Here is a 23,142-nt window from a genome sequence, read left to right as displayed (position 1 = left end):
GGTTGAATAAGGGGCTGATGGGCTGACCCGCACCAGCGCTGATAGCTGTTTCCGCCGCAGACCGAGCATGGTGCGTCGGCAAGGCCCGCAGCGCGACATAAGCCAACGCCAACCGCTCGCGCGTGTTGAGGCGGGCGCGCAGGATCGTCCCAAAACCAAGCCATGCATTGGTGTCCTCAAGGTGCAAGCAGTAGCCCAGAGACCGGGATACGCTTTCAATGTGGCTGGCGGTGCGGTTGACCGAGGCACTATGGCCCCGGTCGTTCGCGGGCATATGCAACCCGTCCATTACACGCCCTCCCCGTAGTGCAGGCCAGCAACAAGGCGGGCTTGGGTTGCGGTCAGGCCATAGAGGCGTTGCAAGCGGGCAATCTGGATTTTGAGGGCCATAATCAAGCTGCACCCCCGTCGATCCGGCGCACGCTCCCGATGAGGAAATAGACGCCAAACTTCGCCCGGTCTGTGGCGGTGTCGTTAGAATACATTTCCTTCGTGATCGGCACCCCATAGTCGCGGCGCAGGATGCTAACCCGGTCCGAGATGCGCACCGGGCTGGCGCAGTAAACAGGCTGCTGGATCAGCGCATCAAGGATGATGCGATTGCCCTTTGCCAAGGTGAAGGTCTTTGTTGTTCCATCCTCACTGACGACTTCATAGCGCGCCGGGGCGGTGCCTTTGGGCATGTCGCTCCAGCGCTCTACGCGCAGCGCATTCGCCGGGGGTCGGTCAGTCGGGATGAAGTCCTTAGTGATAATGCTCATACATTCAGTCCTTGAAATTTGGACCAAGCGCAGCTAACATTCGGAAGTCCGCCAAGACCGTCAAATGACTAGCACCCCTGCTTGATCCTTTGGATTGGGCGGGGGTTTGCATTAAGCGACTTCAGGCGCTCTGTTCGCTTCAGCCTTCTTAATGACGGTTTCGATGTCGCTTAGCCGCCAGCGGGACATGCCACCAATCTTAATAGCAGCCGGTACAGTGCCATCTGCGACGCGCCGCCAGAAAGTTGCTTTAGAGCACCCCATCATGAATGCGCCATCAGCGTCGCGGATGAGGGGGTCCGTAGCAGCAAGCGCGTTCACGGCAACCGGTTTATACTCTTCGTTCGTGGGGGATAGATTTGCAGAGACGGTCATTGATCATCCTTTCGCTGGGTTGCGTTGGGATGATCCTAAGTGATGGCCTTAGCTCACATAATGTGGGCAAATAAAATTGCCCACCCTACGATTTTTTTCGACTACGGTAGCTAGTACGCGCAAGCTTCATTGCCTCGGACTCCTCTCCAAGAGACAGGGTGGGAAGCGCGTCGAAATCCCATATTTCTTCGGCAGGTACCGTTGCGGACCAAAGTGTATTGGGCGGCTTCGCCTGGGCAAGAATGATTTCAATCTGCCGAGCCGCATTCAGAAAGCGGCCAAGGAACTCATATCCAACATGCATTTCGGCAAGTGCATCTATGCCCGAAAACAAAGTGCCATCATCACGCGAATAACCTATGCCCGCAGCAGCCCACAATGCCATAACGGATTGGTACTCCGAGAATGTTTCCCGAAGCCGTCTCTCAGCAGTTGGCAGAGCCTTGCCATCTGTTGTTCTCAGAGTTGAGTTAACTTCCGACACGATATGTGCAGCTTTGGAGAGATCAGGCTCTCCTGTTCTGACGTAATTTGCACAAACCTTGAGGGCCACCTCCCCGGTTAAAAGCAAGCGGTTAATCAACTTTCTATCCACCAATGCTGCCAAAACTTGGCTTGGGAGACAGTTAGGATCATGAGCCTTTGCAAGAGTTTCTCTCGCGACGATTTGAGCGAATTGATTAGCGCTTCGTTCGCAGTTCGGGTGGATCATATAACCGAGGACCAGCATCCCTGCTTCAGGAATAAGCTGCCCGTCGCGAGTTATCGGGATGACTGCCGGATTCTCAATTTCCATTGATCCGTCCTTCGATCCAGTTGCGCACAGCGCTCTGCCGCCAACCAATAGCACGAACGCCCAGCTTCGTAGCCTTCGGAAAATCATCCCGGCCCATCATGCGGTAAATTGTAGACCTGCTGAGACCTGTGGCCTCCTGAACCTCTCGGCAGCGTAGAATTTTATCAGTCATTTTTATCTCTTTGCTAAATGAATGATGCCATTCGTAGCAGGCGATGGTTTCCACAAAATTTAAGGTACTGAACTTAAGCAATTCTAATCACCTCGCTGGCGTTCTTGCCTGTGACGTGATCCGCCCAGCGCGCCATGAGTGGGCGGCGACGTTCTAATAGGTCTGTTCGACGGTAGGAGCGCTCGACCTTGTTGCCGACCACGTGAGCCAGTGACGTTTCGACAACGACTTCAGGCATGTCGGTAGTCTCCACGCACCACGTTTTAAAGCTCGAACGGAAACCGTGAGGACGGGCCAGCAACTCCCTCCGCTCCATGTGACGGCTCATGGTTGCGTCCGAGATTACGCCCTTCCGAACGCTTGGGAACAGATAGCCCTCACGCGCCAGCGGCTTTGCCAATTCTATGACTGCTAGTGCTTCATCGGACAAAGGCACCCGGAAGTCACTCACAGCACCCACCTGCCCTTTCATGTTACCTTCGGGCACAGTCCAGATGTTCCCCTCAATCTGATCTAAGTGACAAAAGCGCACGGAATACGACCGTACAGCGGTAAGGATCAGCAAGCGCAAGGCAAGCTGCGTCGGAGTCTGTTCCGTCAAACTTTCATAGAAAGCGGGCACCTCCGGCCAAGGCATGTAGGGAATGTTCTTCGCCTTGTGACGTGTCTTTCCCAACAACGCCCTCGCCTTCGTCGTTGCTTGAAGATCCACATTGAGGCCCATCGCCGCCGCATGATCCAACGTAATGTTTAGCCTGTTCATTGCTTTGCGGGCCGTATCGGCTTTATCATGCCAGATAGGCTCCAAGGCGTTCTTGATATCCTGCTGGTCGAGTTCCTCGACGGGAACCTTACCAATCTTCGGAAGCACATGCAGTTCGAGAGGGGAGAACCAGCGGCCAGCCTTACCGTCACCCTTAAGCTGCGACTTGCGAGATTCGAACGCCTCACGAGCAACAGACGCCAGAGTGTGGTCTTGCCGCTCTGATAGTCGCCGCTGCCGCTCACGCTCTTTGATGGGGTCTTTGCCCTCTCGGACCACTGCCCGCCACTTCTCTGCCGCCGCTCTGGCTTCTTTCAGGGTGACGGCCTGAAGGTTGCCAATGCCCATCTCACGCCGACGCCCGTGAACAGTAACGCGCAGTACCCACTGAGCGCCGCCATCTTCACGCTTGACGAGCCACAGCCCGCCCCCGTCCGAGTATTTGCCTGGAGGGGCTGTCCTTACCTTGGCCGAAGAAAGCTTGTTCAATGCCGCCAAATTTCAATCCCCCTCTCAATCCACCCCTACATATAGCATAGCATGACATCGGATGAAACAGGATGATACAACCAAACACATTAAAAACAGAAGCTTGGATAATTTTTGAAACAGGCTGATACTAGATGAGACGTTAGTTCAATGCCGTGTGGGGGCACCACTCCTTCAGATAACACATTGGTTTCACTCCGGCTTTTAAGTTGAGCTAGTAGCCGTAGACCATGTCGGAGACCATTTCTCCCGCATTCACCTTCGTATAAGACGGTGTATTCTACTTTAGTCGTCGCATCCCGAAAGAGGTGCTTCGTCATTACTCGTTACCTCGGATCGCCTTCTCTCTACGTACGAGGTCCTTAAGGGTAGCTGAGGCGAGAGCTAGAAAGTCCGCTGATCAACTAGAAGATTACTGGTTCGTTCTGAGGTCGAAAGATGGGGAGCTGTCCGGAAAGCATATGTTGCGGCGGGGACATTCGACGTCAAATGAGGTTAGCACCACCCTGCCCGCTGCCTCGTCTTCATTTGTACTTTTATCAGAGGCCGTTGAAATCTATCTCGAGCAAAAAGAAAAAGGCTGCCCAATAACCTTTCGTCGAGCTGCTGAGAGAGCGTGTGGCTACGTGATCGATGCCTGCAGCGACAAGCACCTCGACGTCTACACCAAAGCTGATGCGAATGCGTTCCGTGATGCCCTGATTTCACGTGGTCTAGCTGGCAGCGGTCTGACCCGTGTCTTCGGGATAGTCAGGGCGGTGATAAACTTTGCCGCCAGTGAGCAAGGCCTGTCTCTGACCAACCCCTTTGCTGGTGATTACTACGATAGGGCCGCTGGGGTCCCCGCGCACGACGCGCTTGCCCCAAACGAAGACGAAGAATATGAAAACAACACCCGCAAACTCTCGTTATGACTGAGGGAGCCTTGCGGCCCAGGTCACGGCCAATGCGACTATAAAGGGGCGGGTGAACTCTACTTCAGCTGGCCTCCATCCATCTTCTGCAGGGGTTCAGCAAACTTCCGCGACACCCCCGCTTTTTTACCATTCATCCAATCTCGGACTTGAAAAATTGTCGTTGATCAGTCCCCTTCGGCGACCCCGGCAGCCCGTGCCCGGGCTCGGCGCGCGCGGTAGCTTGGCAACACCACCAGAATGACTGCAATGATTAGCAGACCCAGTGTCATCGGGCGCTCCCAGATAAAGGCGACACCATCATAAAGCTGCATCGAGCGGGAGAAGTTGTTTTCCATCATGCCGCCCAGAATGAAGCCGATCAGCAGAGGTGCCAACGGGTAGTCGGCAAATTTGAGCGCGGTTGCACAAACCCCAAAGCCGACCAGCAGCAAAAGCTCGGTTGCATTGTTCTGGCCGATATAGGCCCCCATCAGCGTGAAAAAGAGGATGAAGGGGATCAGGAAAGTCCGCGGCACCGACAGCACCTTAGCGATATAGGGGATTAACGGCAGGTTCAGGATCAAGAGCACCAGATTGCCGATGAACATCGACATGATCACCGCCCAGAAGATCTGCGGCTCGTCGATCATCAGGCGCGGGCCGGGGGTAACGTTGAGCGCGATCAGCGCGCCAAGCAGGATCGCCGTGGTGCCCGAGCCGGGGATGCCGAGCGTCAAGAGCGGCACAAAGGACCCGGTGCAGGCGGCGTTGTTCGCTGTCTCCGGCGCGGCAAGCCCTTTGATCGAGCCTTTGCCAAACTCGTCCTGCTCATGTTTGGGCGCGATATTACGTTCCACCGCGTAGCCGAGGAAGCTGGCGATGGTAGCCCCCGCACCGGGCAACACGCCTATGAAGAAGCCCTGCAGCGATTGCCGCCCGATCACCGGGGCAATGGCGCGGGCCTCAGCGCGGGAGATGCGCATGTCCTTGATCTCCCCCTCGCCGCCTTTGAGGTCTTTGGGCTTAAGCACCAAAAACAGCGCTTCAGGTAGGGCAAACATCGCCATCGCCAGCGTGATAAAGCCAAAACCGGATTGCAGGTCCATGATGCCCATGGTGAAGCGCGGCATGTTGAACAAGGCCCCCTCGCCCACGGTGGCCATGATCAGGCCCAGAAGGGTCATGATCAGCGCCTTGGCGACCTGCCCTGTCCCCGCAAAGGCGGCGATGGCCGAGAGCCCCACCACCATCAGCGCGAAATACTCGGCCGAGTGGAACAGCAGCGCGACCGAGGACAGCGCGGGCGCAAAGATCATCAGAAGAATCGCCCCGATGGTGCCACCGGCAAAAGACGCGATGGCGGCGATGGTCAGCGCCTTGCCCGCCTTGCCAGCCCGCGCCATCGGGTAGCCGTCAAAGCTCGACGCCACGGTGCCCGCCACCCCCGGTGCATTGAGAAGGATCGAGGAGGTCGAGCCGCCAAAGATGGCCCCATAATAGACCCCGGCCAGCAGGATCAGCGCCGCCGAGGGGTCGCCCATGGAGATCGCCACCGGGATCATGATGGCGATGATCGACATCGGCCCCAGCCCTGGCAACATGCCGATGAAAGTGCCGATCAAACAGCCCGCGACAACCATCAGCAGGTTTTGCAGGGACAGGGCCGTGGTGAGGCCCATCAACAGTCCTTCAAGCATATCAGCCTCCCAAAAAGCCCGGCAGCGGGCGCATGTAGATGCCCAGCACTTCTTGAACGAGGTACCAGACAGAGAACGTGGCGATCAGCGCCACCGGCAGCATCACATGCCACTTGCGCTCACCGAGGATGAAAGACCCGAGGATCAGAAAAGCCGAGGTGGAGAAGAGAAATCCAAAGGGGCGCAGGCCAAGCGCGTAGGCCACCATCAGCGCCAAAAGCAGCAAAGCCTGCCACAAGTGGTAGTCGCCCAAGCGGCGGTAATCGATCTCGCCTATCTCGGTGCTGCTCTTTTCCAGCCCCAGCAGGATGATCAGCGAGGCGATCACGCCGAGGATCGACAAGACCTTGGGAAAAGTGCTGGGCCAGATCGGGTTGCGCCGCATGAAGGGGGCAAGCTCTGCGTCCATCGTGAACCAGGCGGTGTATCCATAGGCCAGACAGAGGCCCAGCAAGATAAGTGCAATCCAGCGATCGAGCGCCATGTGGTCTCCTCCCAGAGATCAAATATGGACAGGGCGATGGACCGCCCTGCCCTTTGAGTTTCTTACAGGAAGCCGAGCTTCTTCATCAGGTCGCCGATTTCCTTTTCCTGCTTTTCGAGGAATGCCTGAAAATCATCGCCGGAGTTGTGGATGTTAACCCAGCCGTTGCGCGCCCGCACTTCTTCCCACTCTGGAGTGTCGTACATTTTGGCAATGGCTTCCTGATATGCTGTCTTCTGCTCTTCGGGCAGACCCGGCGCGCCAAAGAACCCGCGCCAGTTCACGAAGCTTGTGTCGATGCCCTGCTCCATCATGGTTTTGGCGTCAGGTGCCGCGGGGATGCGCTCTTCGGAGGTCACACCGATGATCTTCACTTCACCCGCTTCGGCCAGATCGACCGCTTCGGAGAAACCTGTGGAAAGCGCCGCGATCTCGCCCGAGAGCAGCGCCGCCATGGCTTTGCCGCCCGCGTCATAGGGGATGTATTTCACCCCAAGCGCGTCTTTGCCCGCCGCTTCCATCACCATGGCCGCGACCAGATGGTCCATCCCGCCGGGCACCGAACCGCCGCCGATGGCGGTGTTGCTGGGGTCTTCGTCATAGGCCGCCAGCAGGTCTTCCATCGAATTGATCGGGCTGTCCTTGCCGACCACGATGGCGGCATAGTCACCGATGGTGCCAGCCACCAAAGTGAGGTCGCGGAAGTTTTGGGGGAAGACGCCGGTCAACGAGCGAATGATGATCGGGGTCGAGTTGACCATCAGCGTGTTGTGATTGCTCTCGGCGTTCTCGATCAGATAGCCGATGGCCTTCCCGCCACCGCCGCCCGACATGTTCTCATATGATGCGGTGCCGACCAGACCGGATTTGGTCAGCGCTTCGCCGGTGCCGCGCGCGGTGCCGTCCCAGCCGCCGCCGGCGCCGCCGGGAATGAGAAAGTGAATGCTGTCGAGCATCTGGTGACCTTCTGCAGCAGCAGGCCCCGCGATGCCCATAGCGGCAATGGCGGCGATGAAGGCGCGGCGGCCCAGTGTGAATGTCGTCATGTTATCCTCCCATTTGACAACCGTCCGTCCAGCGGATCAGTTGACGGGGAAACAAACACGTGAAGCTGACACAAACCTGTCACGGCATAAAAAATGGGCGAGGCTGCATGAAATTCTTGCTGGTTGAGGACAATCCCGATCTTGCTCAAGCGGTGGCTTCGCGCCTGCGCTTAGATGGTCATGTCATCGATCACGCGTCGAAACTCGACGATGCCTCGGACTTTGTCGCGACCGGGGAGTATGATCTCATTCTGCTTGACATCATGTTACCAGACGGGGACGGACGCGACTTTCTCAAGCAGCAGCGCGCCCGTGGTCTGGACACGCCGGTCATCGTTCTGACCGCCCGCAGTCAGGTCTCGGATCGTGTCGGCTCGCTCGATCTGGGCGCGGATGACTACCTGACCAAACCCTTTGACCACGCCGAACTTGAAGCCCGCTGCCGGGCAGTGATGCGCCGCAGATCAGGCAGTTCAAAAACCCGGATCGAGCTTGGCGGCATCGTGTTTGATCCTGTCGCAGGGTCGCTGTCGGTGCGCGGCACGCCGGTCATCCTGCGCAACCGCGAATTGCGCCTTCTGGAGCTTTTCCTGAATGCGCGGGGGCAGATTTTTTCCAAGCAAAAGCTGGCCGACCGGCTGTTTTCTTACGAAAACGATGTCTCGGAAAACGCCATCGAAGTCTATATCGGGCGGCTGCGCAAACATCTCGAACACTCGGATCTCACCATCACCACGATGCGCGGTCTTGGCTATCGGCTGGACCAAAATGAATAGCGCCCGGGTCTCAGGATCGCTGCGAAATCGGCTGGTGCTCACCCTCCTTGGTGGGGCGGCATTGCTGGCGCTCTTGCTGGTGCTGGCGGTGCGCAGCCATGCCATCCGGGTGGCGCAGGAGGGACAGGACAATATCTTGTTGGCGTCGGCCACCTCGATCCTCGATTCGGCCGCGATCCGGGATGGGAGCGTACAGGTTGATATTCCCTATGCCGCCTTTTCGATGCTCAGTACCCCCGCCGATGACCGGCTGTTCTATGCGGTCTTTCAAGACGGTCAGTTCATGTCGGGCTACGCGGAGCTAACACTGGCGGAAGCGGGGGACGATCTTGGACCAAATTTCCGCGCGGGTCATCTACAAGACTCTCCGGTGCGGATCATCGAGGCCAGCCGAACCATCATCGGCGCCGAGGGGCGCAGGGACCTTCAGTTGCTGCTGGCCCAAACCCAAGATGCCCTTTCCGAGACGCTCGACCGAATTTCGCGCGATGCGGCCCTCTTTGGCGGCGGGTTCTTCCTTCTGGCCGCTCTCTTGTCGCTTGGAGCCACCAAAGCGACCATTGCGCCGCTGTCCAGACTGACGGCCTCCGTCACCCGGCGGGGCCCGCAGGACCTGCGGCCTTTCCAAAGTGCCGTGCCACAGGAAATGGCCCCTTTGGTGACGTCACTTAATTCTCTGATGGGGCGCCTTGACCAGACCCTTAGCCAATCCGAGGATTTTATTGCCGAAGCCGCGCACCGCGTCCGCACGCCGCTCGCCACAGTCCGTTCTCGTGCCGAAGCGACATTGCAACGCGTCGAAAAGGAAGAGAACCGCGAGGCCGTGCGCGCCATGATCAAGGCAATCGACGAAAGCTCGCGCGCGGCAGGACAGTTGCTGGACCATGCGATGATTACCTTCCGAGCCGACCATCTGGAGCGCGACGACCTCGACCTTGCGGTCCTTGTCCGCGAGTTGACCGAGCGGTTGGCGCCGATTGCCGACATGCGCGACCTCAGGCTGCATGTTAAAGGCGACCAATTGGTGCCGATGACCGGAGACCAGATCTTGATCCAGAACGCCCTGCGCAACCTGATCGACAATGCGATCAAATACGGCCCCGCAGAAAGCGTCATTGAGATCGCCATCATCGCTGCCCCGCGCCCCCAGGTAAGGATCCGCGACCACGGACCGGGCTTCCATGCCGACGAGATCGAAACCCTGACCAGCCGGTTTAAGCGTGGCCGCAACGCGGCAAAGACCATCGGCTCGGGCCTTGGACTGACCATCGCATTGGACGTCGCTACAGCCCATGGCGGAGATCTTACCTTGCACAACCATCCAGAGGGCGGCGCATGCGTTACCTTATCGTTCTGATCCTCACCCTACTGGTGCAGTCTGCGGCCGCGCAGAACTGGGAGGACCGGCGTGTCTTCAACCCCGGAGCGCGCATGTCCCTGCGCATCATTTCCAGCACCGACACGGCCTTTTTTGCCCCGCTCATCGACGCTTTTGTCGCGGCAGAGCCGGATGTATCGGTCGAATATCTGGTGACTGGAACCACGGATCTCAACCAGCGCTTCCGCGACGCGCCGCAAAGCTTTGACATCACGATCTCAAGCGCAATGGATTTGCAGCTTAAACTGACCAACGACGGATATGCCCTGCAGCTGGATGACATCGCGCATCCCGGCTGGGCACAGTGGCGCCAAAGCCTGTTTGGCTTCACCTCGGAGCCGGCCGTCATCGTGCTGAACCGCGCGGCGTTCAACGGCCAGCCGATCCCCCGTTCGCGTCAGGCCCTGATCGAAGCGCTGCGTGCCCGGCCCGAGGCGTTCCGCGATCGGGTCGGCACCTATGATGTGCGCCAGTCGGGATTAGGCTATCTTTTTGCCACCCAAGATTCGCGCGCTTCCGAGACCTTTTGGCGGTTGATGGAGGTCATGGGCGGCCTGGATGCGCGGCTTTATTGCTGTTCGGGTGAGATGATTAACGACCTGACGACAGGTCGGATTGTCGTGGCCTATAACGTGCTGGGCAGCTACGCTGCGGCGCGGGCCGCGGATCACGACCATATCGAGATTGTCATGCCATCGGATTTTCCGACCACGATGATGCGCACGGCCTTGGTCTCGCGTCGGACAAAAAACCCACAGACGGCGCGGCGCTTCCTTGCGCATCTGGTGGCTTATCAATCGACCGAAACCGAAGAAGCGCCTGCCCTACCGCAACTCCAAGGCGGCGAAAAAGGGGCCATCCGTGGCACCATAGCCTTGGAGCCCGCACTGATGACCTATCTGGATAGGTTAAAACGAACCCGCTTCCTCGCCGAATGGGAGAACGCGCTGATACAGAAATAGCGTGCCGTTCTTTATCAGAGCCCTTCCGTTGTTGCTTTTTTGGACAGAGACCATCCTTTTATGTGCCCCGCGACCGCGGCCAAAGTGGCGTGTTTTTCGGCGGCACAATTTACCCGACTGGCGCAAAAAATCTGACGCTCAGCCGGGCGTGGTGATACGGTTTCAACTAAGGCACTGTGCTTTTCCCCGAAATGCACGACGATGAGATCGATAAAGGCGAGGGTCTATCGCGCGAGATTGCGGGTATTCGCAAACATTGACAACAATATCCGGAATTCGAGAGCGAATACCCCGGCAGGACGTGGATCAATTCCCCCGAAGCGATTTTTTCGGTCCGTCATATAGCATGGCAGACGGGCGATACCGATCTCGGCGATCGCAGCGCGGAAGATGACGTCAGTGCTGTTGCCATCAAAATTCTCCTTCGCGTCGAACAACTCCTTCCCCGCCAACGCCTCGCCCGTGGCCCATGCGTTACGTTCCCGTTTGCCCGAAATCTGCAGGCGCTGACCAGTTCTTGGGTGCGCCCAGCCTACTCAATCAACATGTCCGTCAGGCTACAGCGCGCGACTGCCTCCTGTAATTCCCGCGCCGCGGCGTTGAGGATCGCATCTTCGTCCAGATCGATCTTACGGTGCCGCATGCGGATATCTCCGTTGACGATCACGGTATCTACGTCTGCCGCGTTGGCAAATTGCGCCACGGTCGTCAGCGGCATCATTGGCGGGTAGAGATGCGGCTTTCGGCGATCAAGCAAAACGATATCCGCCTTTTTGCCCGGTTCCAGTGACCCCAGATCATCCTCCAACCCAATCGCTTTCGCCGCGTGGATCGTACACATCTCTAAAACGTCGAGCGGCATCATGACTTCGGGATCTCGGAAGTGACGACGGTGGTAATGCAAACATTGGGCCATGTGGCGGAACATATCATAGCCCCGATCCGGAGCCGCCGCATCTGACCCCAAAGCCACGTTGACGCCCATGTCGCGCAGTTCGGGCGCGGGACAGCGGCCAAGGACGGACATAATAGCCGAGGGGTTATGCACGATCGTCGCGCCGCTGCGTTGCGCGGCGGCCATGTCTTCGGGGGTAAGATCGACAGAATGGGAGAGGTAGGCCCAAGGGCCGAGGATGCCGAGTTCTTCGGCCAGTGCGATGGAGCCTTCGCGGTGGCCGTCTTGGGTAAACAGCAACCCGTGCTTTTCGCGCAGGTCCATCGCCACACGGCACATTTGGCGAATTTCATCCGGATACTGGTCAACTTCATTGGGGGAATAGACCGGCATGATCAAACAGATGCCTGTCCCCTCCCCCAAAAGATCGCCATGCGCCTCGGCCAACTGTCCGCAGACTGCAAGCTGGTCCTCAAAAGTCAGGCTGATGTCGCGGTTGAGATCAAGGCTGCGATAAGTCTTGGGGAAAGGCCGCCTGTTCAGCCCGACTGCCAGCATCGTGCGGATGCCGATCTCTCGCGTGGCGGCGCAATGCAGATCGCCTGCCTCTGTCGTATCGGTGCGGTAATGGTCGGCGCCGCCGCCGAGCAGCATGGTGCAAGTGGTGATCCCCGCCTTGAGCCGCTCAAGCCCGGAAAGCCGCGCCTCGGCTTGCCAAAATCCCGGCGTTGACCCGCGCGTATAGATGTCTTCGCAGGCCTTAAACCACGCATCACCATCGCCCCCGCCAAGGTTGCGTGTCAGACCGTGGCCTGCGTGAGCATGGCTGTCGATCAACCCCGGCAGGGTGATCATATCCGCACCCTCAATCCGTTCTGCCCCCGCAGGCACGGCAATCTCATCTGCCGGACCAACGGCAGTGATGCGATCATTCTCAAAAAGGATCGTCGCGTTTTCAATCACCCTTCGGTCGGAGTCCATTGTAATTGCTGTGGTGTTGGTAATCGCATGGACAGTCATTCTTATCCCTCGCTCAAGGCCGTCCCGAGGACATCGTCCTGCAAGACGTTGCCTTCACTTGACGCTTCCAATTTCAATGTTCTTTCCGCTTCCTGCAGATGTTCATCCATCGCAGTTTTAGCAGTATCAAAGTCCCCCGCAGCCAGTGCGGCGACGATGGCGGCATGTTCATCCGGGCCACATTGCGTGTCGCATTTCGGTTGGAAAACCGCCGTGACCAAGGTGCTCTTTGATACAAGGTCGCGCAGGATATCTGCAAGCAAAGGCGAGGCCGCGAGTTCGGCCAGCAGCATGTGAAAGGCGCCAGAAAGGCGGATGATCCGGGCGGTGTCCCCCTCGGCCAAAGCTTCGCGTTCCTCGGCGATATGGGTCTCGAGCGCCGCCAACTTATCTTGCGCGCCATGTTTCTTAAGCGCGTCGATAACGCCCCTTTCAACTACACGCCGCGTGAAGAAGACATCGCGCGCCTCATCCACCGAAGGCGTCGTGACAAAGGCCCCCCGATTAGGGATGTGACACACCAAGCCATCGTGGGTCAGCTGGTCCAGCGCCCGGCGGATTCGCGGACGACTCGCGCCAAAGATTTCACACAGCCGCTCCTCTTTAAGGCGGGTGCCAGGCGGCAAACGGCGTTCTGCGATCGATTTCCAGATCCGTTCATAGATCTGCTTTTCCGTGAGTTTGGTTTCCGGCAACTGCTTATCCCCACCCATAATTTTTCTGCTCATATCTTGTTCAACAGTCGCCGAAACGACATCAGAAGTGCAAGCATTTAATGTTTGCAAAAATTGTTAACAATAATTGTAGACAGAAAAAATGATTTGTGCCAGCCTTTCTTCAGTTGCTGAACTGCAGGCCGCTCGAGCCCGCTTGGCGACAGAAACAGGGAGACTACGATGACACCGCGCAACCTCTTATTCACTGCAACCTCCGCACTGGCGCTGGCCTGTGCTGGCGGCGCTCAGGCCGAAACGTTCCGGCTGGGCACCAATGGCGACCTTTACGGTCTGGACCCGCATTCGATGACGGACAGCTTTACCGTCTCGTTCCTCAACCACGTCTATGAGGCGTTGGTGCGCTATGACGCGGACCTCAAGATCGAGCCGGCCTTGGCGACAAGCTGGGAGCAGATCGACGAGACCACCGTGCGCTACACGCTGCGCGAAGGGATCAAGTTCCACGACGGTCAGGACTTCTCGGCCGAGGATGTGGTGGCATCGGTAAAGCGCGCGGCACATGAAGATTCGCCCATTCGCGGCAATATCGCCGGGCTGGTCGATGCCAAGATGGTCGATGAAATGACCGTTGACCTGATGCTCGACGGGCCAAACCCGCTTCTGAACAACTTTCTCACAAACGTGCTGATCTTCGACAGCGGCTGGCTCGAAGAGCATAACGCGCTTGACCCGATCGACGCGCAAAAGGGCGAAGAGGGCTACACCACGTCGAACGCCAATGGCACCGGCCCCTTCCGGTTCGAGTCCCGCACCCCCGACGCGCAGACCGTCCTGACCGTCAACAACGACTGGTGGGACGAGCCACAGCACAACCTGACCCGCATCGAGCTGAACCCGATCAACTCCGACGCGACCCGTGTGGCGGCGATGCTCTCGGGCGAACTCGACATGATCTTCCCCTCGCCGCTGCAGGACGCCAAGCGGATTGAGTCCACCGACGGTATGCATGTGCTCGAAGCGCCGGGACTGCGGGCGATCATGATGGGCATCAACATGTCCGACAAATCCAACAACCCCAACCAAGACGGCAATCCGCTGCAAAAGACCGAAGTGCGTCAAGCGCTGGTTCATGCGATCAGCTATGACCTGCTGCGCGACAAGATCATGCGCGGCAAGTCTCGCAACCTTGGTGGGCTGGTCGCCCCGCAGGTGCCGGGCTTTGACGAAGGTGTCGATGCGATCCCCGCCTACGACCCTGAAAAAGCCAAGCAGATGCTGGCCGATGCGGGCTACCCCGAGGGTTTTAGCCTGAACATGAACTGCCCCAATGACCGCTACGTCAACGACGCCGCGATCTGTCAGGCGCTGGCCGCGATGTTCGCGCGGGTTGGTGTGAAGGCGGACCTGACGGCGGAAACCAAATCGATCCACTTCGAGCGCGCTCGCGCCAATGAGACGGATATGTTCATGCTCGGCTGGGCGACCCTGCCGATGCTCGACGGCTACTCGGTCCTCTCGGCCATGCTGCACACGCCCGGTGGACAGATGGGCACATGGAATCCCGGTGGCTACTCCAATGCCGAGGTTGACCGTTTGACCCAAGCGGTGGCCACCGAACTCGACGCCGAGAAACGTCTTGAAATGATGGTCGAAGCCTTCCGCATCGCGGATGAGGAAGTGGCTTGGTTGCCGCTGCACGCTCAGCCCCTGTCTTGGGCCGCCCGTGACGCCGTGAAGATCCCCCAGACCGCGGATGACAAGCCGCGCCTCTGGCTCGCACGGATCGAGTAACCTCCCCCGGCGGGCGACCTCCCCACGCCCGCCACCCTTCCCTTGCCAGCCGGAGGCCAGCATGTTTGCCTTTCTTATCCGCCGTATCATTCAGGCCGCGCTGGTGATGCTCGTCGTCGCCTCGATCGCCTTTCTGATGTTTCGCTTTCTGGGCGACCCGATTTCCAACCTTCTGCCCGAAGATGCCACCGTCCAAGACCGCGCTGAGATGCGCGAGAAGATGGGCCTAAACGATCCCGTTCTGGTGCAATACGGACGTTTCATCGTCGATGCCGCTCAGGGCGACTTTGGCCAATCCTACCGCAACAACCGCCCCGTCTCGGACCTTCTGGCCGAACGCTTCCCCGCCACCGCCGAACTGGTGCTGGTCGCTGCAAGCCTCGCGCTGGCGCTTGGCATCCCCTTGGGCATCTATACCGCGCTCAACCCGCGCGGCTGGCTGAGCCAGGGGTTGCAGGTGGTCTCTCTCTTGGGGATTTCCGTGCCAACTTTCGTGACCGGCATCCTCCTGATCCTCGTTTTCTCCGTCACCCTCGGCTGGCTGCCCAGCTTCGGTCGCGGCACTGTCGTTGATCTGGGCTGGTGGACGACGGGGTTCCTCACCACCTCGGGTCTCAAAGCGCTGATCCTGCCCGCGATCATGCTGGCATTGTTCCAGATGACGCTGATCATGCGGCTGGTGCGCGCCGAGATGCTGGAGGTGCTGCGGGCCGATTACATCAAATTCGCCAAGGCGCGCGGCATCCCCAACCGGATGCTCCATTTCAAATACGCGCTGAAGAACACGCTGATCCCGGTGATGACCATTTTTGGTCTGCAACTGGGCGGCCTGATCGCCTTTGCCATCATCACCGAGACGGTCTTTCAATGGCCTGGCATGGGGTTCCTGTTCATCCAGGCGGTGAACTTCACCGATGTCCCCGTCATGGCCGCCTACCTGGTCCTGGTGTCCTTCATCTTCGTCGTCATCAACACGCTGGTCGACCTTTTGTACAACGTCGCCGACCCGCGCCTGCGGGCCGAGAGAACGCCCGCGCGCGGCGTCTGAGGAGCAGAATATGTCAAACTTCATGCCCATGCTGTACGCCTTCTGGGACAGCGATATCACCTACAGTTTCCGCAAATCGCGGGTGGCTGTCATCTCGGCTCTGGTGCTGCTGGCGATGTTCCTCACCGCGATCTTCGCCCCGAGCCTCGCACCACAAGACCCGTTCAACATCGCAGAGTTGGACCTTTTCGACAGCGAATTGCCCCCTGCTTGGGTAGAAGGCGGCAGTACCGCCTATCTGCTCGGGACCGACACACAGGCCCGCGATGTGCTCTCCTCGATCATGCACGGGATGCGGATTTCGCTGCTGGTGGGTTTCGCCAGTGTGATCCTCGCCGCAGTGATGGGGGTGACCCTCGGACTGCTCGGCGGCTTCCTCGGCGGGATCGTCGACGCGGTGCTGATGCGCATCGCCGACGTGCTACTCAGCTTCCCGCCGATCCTCGTGGCGCTTCTGATCAACGGCGTGCTGCGCGGAGCGCTCCCCAGTTCAGCGCAGGCCGAGTCGGCGCTGATCGTGCTGATCTTGTCCATCGGCCTGACCAACTGGGTGCAATACGCCCGCACCGTACGCGGCTCGACCATGGTGGAACGGCGCAAGGAATATATCGAAGCGGCACGCACGCTTGGCACCGGTAAAATTGCGATCATGATGAAGCATATTTTGCCCAACGTGCTCGGCCCGGTGCTGGTGATCGCCACCATCAACCTTGGCATGGCGGTGCTGACCGAAGCGACACTTAGCTTTCTTGGTGTCGGCATGCCGCCCACCCAACCCTCGCTCGGCACGCTGATCCAGATCGGCAACGAATTCCTGTTCTCTGGCATCTGGTGGGTCGTCGTCTTCCCTGCCGCAGCACTGGCGATCCTCGTGCTGGCAGTGAACCTGCTGGGCGACTGGCTGCGCGATGCGCTCAACCCCAAACTGCGCTGAGGTACACCAATGTCACTTCTTGAACTGGACAATATCGTTGTCGAATTCCCCACCCGCCGCGGCCCGCTGGAAGCCGTCAAGGGGCTAAGCCTTGATCTCGACGAGGGCGAAATCCTCGGACTGGTCGGTGAATCCGGCGCAGGCAAGTCGATCACGGGCGCTGCGATCACCGGGCTGATCGAACCACCTGGTCTGATCCGCTCTGGCGAGGTGCGCCTGCGTGGGGAGCGGATCGACAATCTGCCCCCCGAAAAGATGCGCCGCATCCGGGGCAAGGAGATCGGCGCGATCTTCCAAGACCCGCTGACCAGCCTCAATCCGGTTTATACCGTGGGCGAGCAGTTGATCGACACGATGCGCGTGCATCTGGGGTTTGACCAAAAGACCGCCCGCCAGCGCGCCATCGATTGGCTGGCCGAAGTCGGCATCCCGGCCCCCGAGGCGCGGCTCGACCAATATCCGCACCAATTCTCTGGCGGGATGCGGCAACGGGTGGTGATCGCGCTGGCACTCTGTGCCGAGCCGAAGCTGATCATCGCGGATGAGCCGACCACGGCCCTTGATGTGAGCGTGCAGGCGCAGATCCTCGCCCTGCTCAAACGGCTGTGCCGCGAGAACGGCACGGCAGTGGTATTGGTCACCCACGACATGGGCGTGATCGCCGAAACCGCGGACCGCGTGGCGGTGATGTATGCCGGGCGGCTGGTCGAGATCGGCGATGTGAAGCAGGTGATCGAAGAGCCGCTGCACCCCTATACGCGCGGCCTCATAGCCTCGATCCCGCAGATCGGCAACCGCGACCGCCGCCTCACCCAGATCGAAGGCGCGATGCCCGGTCTGCGCAACCCCGCCCCCGGTTGCGCCTTTGCCCCCCGCTGCCCGCGTGCGATGGAACACTGCCACAGCTTGCGCCCCGTCCCCCAGGATGCGGGCACCGGCCAAGTCGCCTGCCACCTTTATGGAGAGACAGCATGACCCCCGAAATCGCCCCCGACGACATTCTCAGCGTCCAGAATATCTCCAAACGCTTCGACGTGTCCGAACCGTTCCTCAATCGGGTGCTGGAACGCCGCCCGCGCCGCATCCTGACGGCGGTGAACGACATCAGCTTTGAAGTGACGCGTGGCAAGACCTTTGCCGTAGTGGGCGAGTCCGGCTGCGGCAAGTCCACCGTGGCACGGCTGCTGATGGGGCTGCACACCCCAAGCGCAGGCGCGATCCGCTTTGAGGGGACAGACATCACTCATATGCCCCCCGGCAATCCCCCCGAACTGCGCCGCCGGATGCAAATGATCTTTCAAGACCCCTATGCCTCGCTCAACCCGCGCTGGCGGGTGCGTGACATCATTGGCGAGCCGCTGAAAAACTTCGGCATCTGCAAGACCCGCGCCGAGGTCACCCGTGAGGTGGAAAAACTGCTCAGCCAAGTGGGCCTGAACCCTGCCGACGCCAAGAAGTTTCCGCATGAGTTTTCGGGCGGCCAACGCCAGCGCCTGTCGATTGCCCGTGCCCTCACGACACGGCCCGAACTGCTGATCTGTGACGAGCCCACCTCGGCGCTGGACGTGAGCGTGCAGAGCCAAATCCTCAACCTGATGAAAGACCTGCAGGATGAGTTCAACATGAGCTACATCTTCATCAGCCATGATCTGGCGGTGGTCTGGTACATGGCCGATGTGCTGGCTGTGATGTATCTGGGCAAGATCGTCGAGGTCGGACCCAAGGAGCAAATCTTCGAGAACCCGCAGCACCCTTACACGCGTCTGCTGATGGAAACCGTGCCCAAGCTCACCGTCGGCGGCACCGAACGGACCCCGGTAGCGGGCGAAGTGCCAAACCCGATCTCGCCCCCGCCCGGCTGTTCGTTCCACCCACGCTGCCCGCTGGCGAATGACACCTGCCGCAGCGTGGCACCGGCGTTGAACCTGCGCGCGGGCGGTCAAAAATCGGCCTGCCACGCGGCGGACGAAGGGCGGCTGCCAGCATGGCTGCGGCTGGCGGCGGAATAACGGGATGGAATTTGACTTCACCACCCTGCCCGAGCGCGACCGCTACCGCCTGCTGTCCAGCTTCGTCGCCCCACGCCCGATCGCGCTGGTCACGACGCTTTGCCCCGACGGGGTGGCCAATGCGGCCCCCATGAGCTTTTTCAACGTCTTCTCGCAAGAGCCGCCCATCGTGATCCTAGGCATCCAGACCCGGCCAGATGGCACGGTCAAGGACACGGTGAACAACATCAACGCCCGGCAGAGCTTTTGCGTCAACATGGTCGACATGGCGCTGGCGCAAGCGATGATTACCTGCGGCATCAGCTATGAGCCCGACGTGGACGAAATCGCCACCGCGGGGCTGACCATGACGCCTGCCAGCCAGATCGAAGGTGGTTGGATTGCGGAAAGCCCCTGCGCGATGGAATGCGTGGTGGCCGAGACCATTCGGTACGAGCGGCGCGAAATCATTCTGGGCCGGGTCGTGCAGATGCATATCCGCGACAACTGCCTTGATGATGCACGCCGCTACGTGCGCCCTGAGAACTACCAGCCGATCGCACGGCTGCATGCCGACAATTACATCACCTCTGACCGACAGTTTGAGCTGAAGGCCCCAGCCCAGCCTCCCGCTGGCGTGACACGGAAAGCCGCTTCATGAAAATCCACCTTATCAATCCAAACTCGACCGTGGGGATGACCGAAGCCATCGCCCGCACCGCCCGCGCCCATGCCGGGCCGGGGATCGAGATCATGGCCGCCACCGCACGCGGCACGCCGCCCAGCATTGAAGGCTATGCCGACGAGGCCCGCGCCGTGCCCGCAATGCTCGACGCAATTGTCGCCGCCGAAGCACAGGGTGCCGTCGCCCATGTGATTGCCTGTTTCGACGATCCCGGCCTTGACGCCGCGCGCGCTGTGGCGATGGGGCCAGTGATCGGCCTGTGTGAAGCCGCGCTGATCGCGGCCGGAAGGATCGCCAAGCGCTTTTCCGTGGTCACAACCCTGCCCCGCGCCGTGCCGATCATCGAAGACCTAGGAGATCGTTATGGCTGTGGCCGGGCGCTCTGCGCAGTTCATGCCGCCGATATCCCGGTGTTGGACCTTGAATTTGCGCCCGTGCAAACACTACCGCTGATCGCCCGCAAGATCCGCCAGTCGGTCGAAGAAGACCGCGCCGAGGCCGTGGTCCTGGGCTGCGCGGGCATGAGCGCGCATCTTGAGCAACTGGGCCGCGACGCTGGCGTGCCGGTGATCGATGGCGTGGGCTTCGCGATCCGCATGGCCGCGGGCTTGGCCGCCACAGGACTGTTGACCAGCAAGGCAGGTGCCTACGCCCTGCCCCGCGTGAAGCAAGCCGCCGAAGCGCAGCCGCGCGTCGCCCCCCTGACACGATAGACTGGACGAGCCATGACCAAGCCACTGCTGCTGAAAAACCTGCGCCTGCTGGGTGCCGCGAAAACCGACGTATTGATCGAAGATGGGCGCATCGCCCGGATCGCTCCGGAGGTCACGCCAACTGGCGATGTCACCGTCGAAGACTGCGGCGACGCGCTCGCCCTGCCCGGCCTCATTGATGCCCACGCGCATCTCGACAAGACGCTTTGGGGCATGCCATGGCATCCGCATCAGCAGGGCAAAAGCCTACAGCAGATGATCGACACCGAGCGCCATCTGCGCCACGAGTTGGATATGGACGCGGAGCGCCAATCGTCGCGGCAGGTGGCACTGGCGCTGTCCAAAGGTACGACAGCGATCCGCAGCCATGTGGATATCGACACCGACCACGGGCTGAGCCTGTTTGAGGGGGTTGCCGCGACGCGGGAACGCTACGCAGACGTCATGCAGATCGAGATCGTCGCCTTTCCCCAATCGGGCATGATGATCCGGCCCGGTACTGTGGAGCTGATGGATCAAGCGCTACGCGACGGGGCCGAAATTGTCGGCGGATTGGACCCCTGCGGCATCGACCGTGACCCCAAGGGTCAGCTTGATGCGGTCTTTGGGTTGGCTGAGAAACACGGCAAGCAGATCGACATTCACCTCCACGAGCCGGGGGAAATGGGCGCATTTAGCCTTGAGATGATCCTCGACCGGACCGAGGCGCTGGCGATGCAGGGTAAGGTGACGGTCAGCCATGCCTTCTGCCTTGGCATGAACGATCAGGCGCGGGTGTCCGCATTGCTCGACCGGATCGCCGCGTTGGACGTGTCGCTGGCCACCACCGCGCCCGCCTCACGCCCGGTGCCTTCGGTCGCGGCCTGCCGTGAGCGCGACATCGCGATCTGCGCGGGCAATGACGGCATCCGCGATACGTGGACGCCTTACGGCAACGCCTGCATGTTGGAACGCGCGATGCTCGTCGGCCTGCGCAACAATTTCCGCGCCGATGTTGAGGTGGCTTGGGCGCTCGATACCTGCACCGCCGACGGGGCGCGGGTGATGGGGCTTAAGGACTATGGTCTCACCGAAGGCAGCCGTGCCGATCTTGTGCTGGCGGATGTCGAAGCGCTGTCCGAGGCGATCACCCTGCGCCCTCCGCGCCGATTGGTCGTTTCGGGCGGACAGATCGTGGCACGTGATGGCGTGACGGAGGCAGCATGGCACGCAGCATAAAACGCACCGCCCTGACCGCCGCTTGGGTCGTCGGCCATGCAGACGGCCAGCACTGCCTCTACCGCAACGGTACAGTCGTCATTGAGGGGGAAAAGGTGCTGCACGTCGGTCATGATTTCAACGGCGATGTGGCCGAAACGATAGACTTCGGAGAGGCGCTGATCGGGCCGGGGTTCATCGACCTAGATGCGCTGGCCGACCTCGACACCACAGTGTTGGGTTATGATAACCATCCGCCCGAGTTGAAGGGCCGGGTTTGGCCTGAAAGCTACATGCAGGCCGGGCCGCGCGAGATGTACAGCCCCGACGAATTGGCCTTCCAGAAACGCTATGCCTTCACCCGGCTGATACGCAACGGGATCACCACAGCCCTGCCCATTTCTTCGCTTTTCTACCGCGCTTGGGGGGAGACGGAGGAGGAGTTTGACGCCGCTGCAGAGGCGGCGGCGGACCTCGGTCTGCGCGTCTACCTCGGACCGGCTTACCGCAGTGGCAATCTAGTGGTGAACGCCGAGCGGCAAATCGGTTTTCATTATGACGAGGCGCGCGGGTTTCAGGGGCTTGCAGATGCAGAAGCTTTCATCACCCGCCATGAGAACACCCACAGCGGGCTGGTCCGCACGATGCTGGCCCCCGACCGGATTGAGACCTGCACGCCCGAGCTCCTGCGTCGCAGCGGTGCCGCTGCCCGCGATCACAACGTGCCGATCCGCTTGCATTGCTGCCAATCGCGGCTGGAATACGATCTGGTGCTTCAGCAGCATGGCAGGAGCCCGCTGGAATTGTTGCGCGACACGGCCTTCTTTGCCCCCGCGACGATCCTGCCGCACGGGCTGTTCCTATCGGGCATCAACGGGATCACCTATGACGCGCCGGACTTTGAAATTCTGACGAGTTCCGGCGCGGCGCTTGCCCATTGCCCGCTGGTGATGGCGCGCGGCGGCAAGATCATGCAGTCCTTCGCGCGGTTCCGCGACCTCGGCGTCCCCGTCGGCATGGGCACCGATACGTATCCTGCCGACATGATCCAGAACATGGCGCTCGGCGTGATGACCGCCCGCATCGCGGAGGGCGACCCGACCTGTGTTCGCGCTGCCGATTTCTACGATGCCGCCACTCTGGGAGGGGCTGCGGCGCTGAACCGCCCGGATCTGGGACGGCTGGCCCCTGGCTGTGCGGCGGACCTGAACGTCATCCGGCTGGACAGCCCCGACATCGGTCAGAGCATCGACCCCATTCAGACCATCCTGCTTAACGGGTCGGGGCGCGACGTGTCTGACGTGATGATAGCCGGGCGTTTTGTTATGCGCGATGGCGCAATTCCGGGCGTGGATGAGGTTGCATTCCACCAACAGGCCCAGACCCAGTTCAATCGAATGGTTGCGCAGTATCCTGACAGGACATTGTTTCACCCACCGGTAAAAAAGATTTTTCCTACAAGTTATCCTCTGCGTGGTCATGCGCCTGCAGTCAGGCGCGGTGGTTGAGGGACTGAAAGGTCATTGGTGAATTTGGGAGCCACTATGCCAAGATGTGAGCGCCTCGTTTTGACCCAAGTGCTATTCGAGAAGCACAACC

General features: G+C 60.0%; 24 protein-coding genes and 1 pseudogene. 14 read left to right on the top strand and 11 right to left on the bottom strand.

All coding sequences use genetic code 11. The features are described from left to right. The 6 genes from J3456_RS09575 to J3456_RS09550 all read right to left on the bottom strand — a co-directional run. On the bottom strand, positions 1-289 hold a 289-nt coding region (locus J3456_RS09575; RefSeq protein WP_349580018.1), incomplete at its 3' end, for a hypothetical protein. Positions 290-392: 103 nt separating this feature from the next. After that, positions 393-761, bottom strand: coding sequence for a hypothetical protein (locus tag J3456_RS09570; RefSeq protein WP_349580016.1), 369 nt, complete (start codon positions 759-761; stop codon positions 393-395). 111 nt (positions 762-872) lie between these two features. After that, the gene (locus tag J3456_RS09565; RefSeq protein ID WP_349580014.1) at positions 873-1,136 is read right to left on the bottom strand and encodes a helix-turn-helix transcriptional regulator; all 264 of its coding nucleotides are present in this window, start codon (positions 1,134-1,136) and stop codon (positions 873-875) included. A gap of 85 nt (positions 1,137-1,221) precedes the next feature. Continuing rightward, complete coding sequence (locus tag J3456_RS09560) at positions 1,222-1,932, bottom strand: hypothetical protein (protein WP_349580013.1); 711 nt, start codon at positions 1,930-1,932, stop codon at positions 1,222-1,224. Further along, positions 1,922-2,104: a helix-turn-helix transcriptional regulator gene (locus J3456_RS09555; protein ID WP_349580011.1), complete on the bottom strand. Its 183-nt coding sequence runs from the start codon at positions 2,102-2,104 to the stop codon at positions 1,922-1,924. The genes J3456_RS09560 and J3456_RS09555 overlap by 11 nt, the downstream gene beginning before the upstream one ends. Positions 2,105-2,177: 73 nt before the next feature. Further along, the gene (locus J3456_RS09550; protein ID WP_349580009.1) at positions 2,178-3,365 is read right to left on the bottom strand and encodes a tyrosine-type recombinase/integrase; all 1,188 of its coding nucleotides are present in this window, start codon (positions 3,363-3,365) and stop codon (positions 2,178-2,180) included. Between the two features lie 275 nt (positions 3,366-3,640). Between J3456_RS09550 and J3456_RS09545 the strand changes: the two are divergent. Then, positions 3,641-3,775 (top strand): annotated as a pseudogene (locus J3456_RS09545) (DUF6538 domain-containing protein); the annotation flags it as partial. Positions 3,776-3,817: 42 nt separating this feature from the next. Then, the gene (locus J3456_RS09540) at positions 3,818-4,270 is read left to right on the top strand and encodes a site-specific integrase (RefSeq protein ID WP_349580007.1); all 453 of its coding nucleotides are present in this window, start codon (positions 3,818-3,820) and stop codon (positions 4,268-4,270) included. A 167-nt stretch (positions 4,271-4,437) separates the two neighbouring features. Here the strand turns inward: J3456_RS09540 and J3456_RS09535 are convergent, their stop codons facing one another. The 3 genes from J3456_RS09535 to J3456_RS09525 all read right to left on the bottom strand — a co-directional run bounded on the left by J3456_RS09535 (position 4,438) and on the right by J3456_RS09525 (position 7,479). Next, positions 4,438-5,949 (bottom strand): tripartite tricarboxylate transporter permease, encoded by a 1,512-nt coding sequence (locus J3456_RS09535; protein ID WP_349580004.1) that lies wholly within the window; start codon positions 5,947-5,949, stop codon positions 4,438-4,440. A 1-nt stretch (position 5,950) separates the two neighbouring features. After that, positions 5,951-6,433, bottom strand: a complete 483-nt coding sequence (locus J3456_RS09530) for a tripartite tricarboxylate transporter TctB family protein (RefSeq protein WP_349580002.1) — start codon at positions 6,431-6,433, stop codon at positions 5,951-5,953. A gap of 62 nt (positions 6,434-6,495) precedes the next feature. Next, positions 6,496-7,479 (bottom strand): tripartite tricarboxylate transporter substrate binding protein, encoded by a 984-nt coding sequence (locus tag J3456_RS09525; RefSeq protein ID WP_349580000.1) that lies wholly within the window; start codon positions 7,477-7,479, stop codon positions 6,496-6,498. 107 nt (positions 7,480-7,586) lie between these two features. Here J3456_RS09525 and J3456_RS09520 point away from each other — a divergent pair, with 107 nt between their 5' ends. Genes J3456_RS09520 through J3456_RS09510 form a run of 3 tightly spaced genes read left to right on the top strand, consistent with a single transcriptional unit; the run spans position 7,587 to position 10,595 of the window. Beyond that, positions 7,587-8,255, top strand: a complete 669-nt coding sequence (locus J3456_RS09520) for a response regulator transcription factor (protein WP_349579997.1) — start codon at positions 7,587-7,589, stop codon at positions 8,253-8,255. Beyond that, positions 8,248-9,612: a sensor histidine kinase gene (locus J3456_RS09515; protein WP_349579994.1), complete on the top strand. Its 1,365-nt coding sequence runs from the start codon at positions 8,248-8,250 to the stop codon at positions 9,610-9,612. Before J3456_RS09520 ends, J3456_RS09515 begins: the two co-directional genes overlap by 8 nt. Then, positions 9,591-10,595 (top strand): ABC transporter substrate-binding protein, encoded by a 1,005-nt coding sequence (locus J3456_RS09510; protein WP_349579992.1) that lies wholly within the window; start codon positions 9,591-9,593, stop codon positions 10,593-10,595. Before J3456_RS09515 ends, J3456_RS09510 begins: the two co-directional genes overlap by 22 nt. Positions 10,596-11,127: 532 nt before the next feature. On the opposite strand, the gene J3456_RS09505 is transcribed toward J3456_RS09510, so the two are convergent. Together J3456_RS09505 and J3456_RS09500 are read right to left on the bottom strand one after the other, a co-directional pair. Next, entirely contained in the window at positions 11,128-12,510 is a 1,383-nt protein-coding gene (locus J3456_RS09505; RefSeq protein ID WP_349579990.1) for an amidohydrolase family protein, read from the bottom strand. Between the two features lie 2 nt (positions 12,511-12,512). Then, positions 12,513-13,238: a GntR family transcriptional regulator gene (locus tag J3456_RS09500; protein WP_349579988.1), complete on the bottom strand. Its 726-nt coding sequence runs from the start codon at positions 13,236-13,238 to the stop codon at positions 12,513-12,515. Between the two features lie 168 nt (positions 13,239-13,406). Here J3456_RS09500 and J3456_RS09495 point away from each other — a divergent pair, with 168 nt between their 5' ends. The 9 genes from J3456_RS09495 (at position 13,407) to J3456_RS09455 (ending at position 23,051) form a co-directional block, all read left to right on the top strand. Next, a complete protein-coding gene (locus J3456_RS09495; RefSeq protein WP_349579986.1) occupies positions 13,407-14,978 on the top strand; it encodes an ABC transporter substrate-binding protein in 1,572 nt (523 codons plus the stop codon). Between the two features lie 61 nt (positions 14,979-15,039). Further along, a complete protein-coding gene (locus J3456_RS09490) occupies positions 15,040-16,026 on the top strand; it encodes an ABC transporter permease (RefSeq protein ID WP_093928663.1) in 987 nt (328 codons plus the stop codon). A 10-nt stretch (positions 16,027-16,036) separates the two neighbouring features. Continuing rightward, positions 16,037-16,960, top strand: coding sequence for an ABC transporter permease (locus J3456_RS09485; RefSeq protein WP_349579984.1), 924 nt, complete (start codon positions 16,037-16,039; stop codon positions 16,958-16,960). Between the two features lie 9 nt (positions 16,961-16,969). Continuing rightward, on the top strand, positions 16,970-17,935 hold the full coding sequence (locus J3456_RS09480; protein WP_349579982.1) for an ABC transporter ATP-binding protein: 966 nt from the start codon (positions 16,970-16,972) through the stop codon (positions 17,933-17,935). Continuing rightward, a complete protein-coding gene (locus J3456_RS09475; RefSeq protein ID WP_349579980.1) occupies positions 17,932-18,969 on the top strand; it encodes an ABC transporter ATP-binding protein in 1,038 nt (345 codons plus the stop codon). The genes J3456_RS09480 and J3456_RS09475 overlap by 4 nt, the downstream gene beginning before the upstream one ends. 4 nt (positions 18,970-18,973) lie before the next feature. Next, entirely contained in the window at positions 18,974-19,609 is a 636-nt protein-coding gene (locus J3456_RS09470) for a flavin reductase family protein (RefSeq protein ID WP_349579977.1), read from the top strand. Then, complete coding sequence (locus J3456_RS09465) at positions 19,606-20,346, top strand: aspartate/glutamate racemase family protein (protein ID WP_349579975.1); 741 nt, start codon at positions 19,606-19,608, stop codon at positions 20,344-20,346. The genes J3456_RS09470 and J3456_RS09465 overlap by 4 nt, the downstream gene beginning before the upstream one ends. A gap of 12 nt (positions 20,347-20,358) precedes the next feature. Then, on the top strand, positions 20,359-21,564 hold the full coding sequence (locus tag J3456_RS09460) for an amidohydrolase family protein (RefSeq protein ID WP_349579973.1): 1,206 nt from the start codon (positions 20,359-20,361) through the stop codon (positions 21,562-21,564). After that, positions 21,549-23,051, top strand: coding sequence for a chlorohydrolase family protein (locus J3456_RS09455; protein WP_349579971.1), 1,503 nt, complete (start codon positions 21,549-21,551; stop codon positions 23,049-23,051). The genes J3456_RS09460 and J3456_RS09455 overlap by 16 nt, the downstream gene beginning before the upstream one ends. Positions 23,052-23,142: the final 91 nt, after the last annotated feature.

It is taken from the genome of Sulfitobacter sp. NFXS29, assembly GCF_040148765.1.
In the GTDB taxonomy this organism is placed as follows: Bacteria; Pseudomonadota; Alphaproteobacteria; order Rhodobacterales; family Rhodobacteraceae; genus Sulfitobacter.
This window is presented reverse-complemented; position numbering and strand designations above follow the sequence as displayed.

Coding starts and splice junctions, on each gene's coding strand:
- J3456_RS09570 (WP_349580016.1), bottom strand. CDS start 761: ATGAGCATTATCACTAAGGACTTCATCCCGACTGACCGACCCCCGGCG.
- J3456_RS09565 (WP_349580014.1), bottom strand. CDS start 1,136: ATGACCGTCTCTGCAAATCTATCCCCCACGAACGAAGAGTATAAACCG.
- J3456_RS09560 (WP_349580013.1), bottom strand. CDS start 1,932: ATGGAAATTGAGAATCCGGCAGTCATCCCGATAACTCGCGACGGGCAG.
- J3456_RS09555 (WP_349580011.1), bottom strand. CDS start 2,104: ATGACTGATAAAATTCTACGCTGCCGAGAGGTTCAGGAGGCCACAGGT.
- J3456_RS09540 (WP_349580007.1), top strand. CDS start 3,818: ATGTTGCGGCGGGGACATTCGACGTCAAATGAGGTTAGCACCACCCTG.
- J3456_RS09535 (WP_349580004.1), bottom strand. CDS start 5,949: ATGCTTGAAGGACTGTTGATGGGCCTCACCACGGCCCTGTCCCTGCAA.
- J3456_RS09530 (WP_349580002.1), bottom strand. CDS start 6,433: ATGGCGCTCGATCGCTGGATTGCACTTATCTTGCTGGGCCTCTGTCTG.
- J3456_RS09525 (WP_349580000.1), bottom strand. CDS start 7,479: ATGACGACATTCACACTGGGCCGCCGCGCCTTCATCGCCGCCATTGCC.
- J3456_RS09520 (WP_349579997.1), top strand. CDS start 7,587: ATGAAATTCTTGCTGGTTGAGGACAATCCCGATCTTGCTCAAGCGGTG.
- J3456_RS09515 (WP_349579994.1), top strand. CDS start 8,248: ATGAATAGCGCCCGGGTCTCAGGATCGCTGCGAAATCGGCTGGTGCTC.
- J3456_RS09510 (WP_349579992.1), top strand. CDS start 9,591: ATGCGTTACCTTATCGTTCTGATCCTCACCCTACTGGTGCAGTCTGCG.
- J3456_RS09505 (WP_349579990.1), bottom strand. CDS start 12,510: ATGACTGTCCATGCGATTACCAACACCACAGCAATTACAATGGACTCC.
- J3456_RS09500 (WP_349579988.1), bottom strand. CDS start 13,238: ATGAGCAGAAAAATTATGGGTGGGGATAAGCAGTTGCCGGAAACCAAA.
- J3456_RS09495 (WP_349579986.1), top strand. CDS start 13,407: ATGACACCGCGCAACCTCTTATTCACTGCAACCTCCGCACTGGCGCTG.
- J3456_RS09490 (WP_093928663.1), top strand. CDS start 15,040: ATGTTTGCCTTTCTTATCCGCCGTATCATTCAGGCCGCGCTGGTGATG.
- J3456_RS09485 (WP_349579984.1), top strand. CDS start 16,037: ATGTCAAACTTCATGCCCATGCTGTACGCCTTCTGGGACAGCGATATC.
- J3456_RS09480 (WP_349579982.1), top strand. CDS start 16,970: ATGTCACTTCTTGAACTGGACAATATCGTTGTCGAATTCCCCACCCGC.
- J3456_RS09475 (WP_349579980.1), top strand. CDS start 17,932: ATGACCCCCGAAATCGCCCCCGACGACATTCTCAGCGTCCAGAATATC.
- J3456_RS09470 (WP_349579977.1), top strand. CDS start 18,974: ATGGAATTTGACTTCACCACCCTGCCCGAGCGCGACCGCTACCGCCTG.
- J3456_RS09465 (WP_349579975.1), top strand. CDS start 19,606: ATGAAAATCCACCTTATCAATCCAAACTCGACCGTGGGGATGACCGAA.
- J3456_RS09460 (WP_349579973.1), top strand. CDS start 20,359: ATGACCAAGCCACTGCTGCTGAAAAACCTGCGCCTGCTGGGTGCCGCG.
- J3456_RS09455 (WP_349579971.1), top strand. CDS start 21,549: ATGGCACGCAGCATAAAACGCACCGCCCTGACCGCCGCTTGGGTCGTC.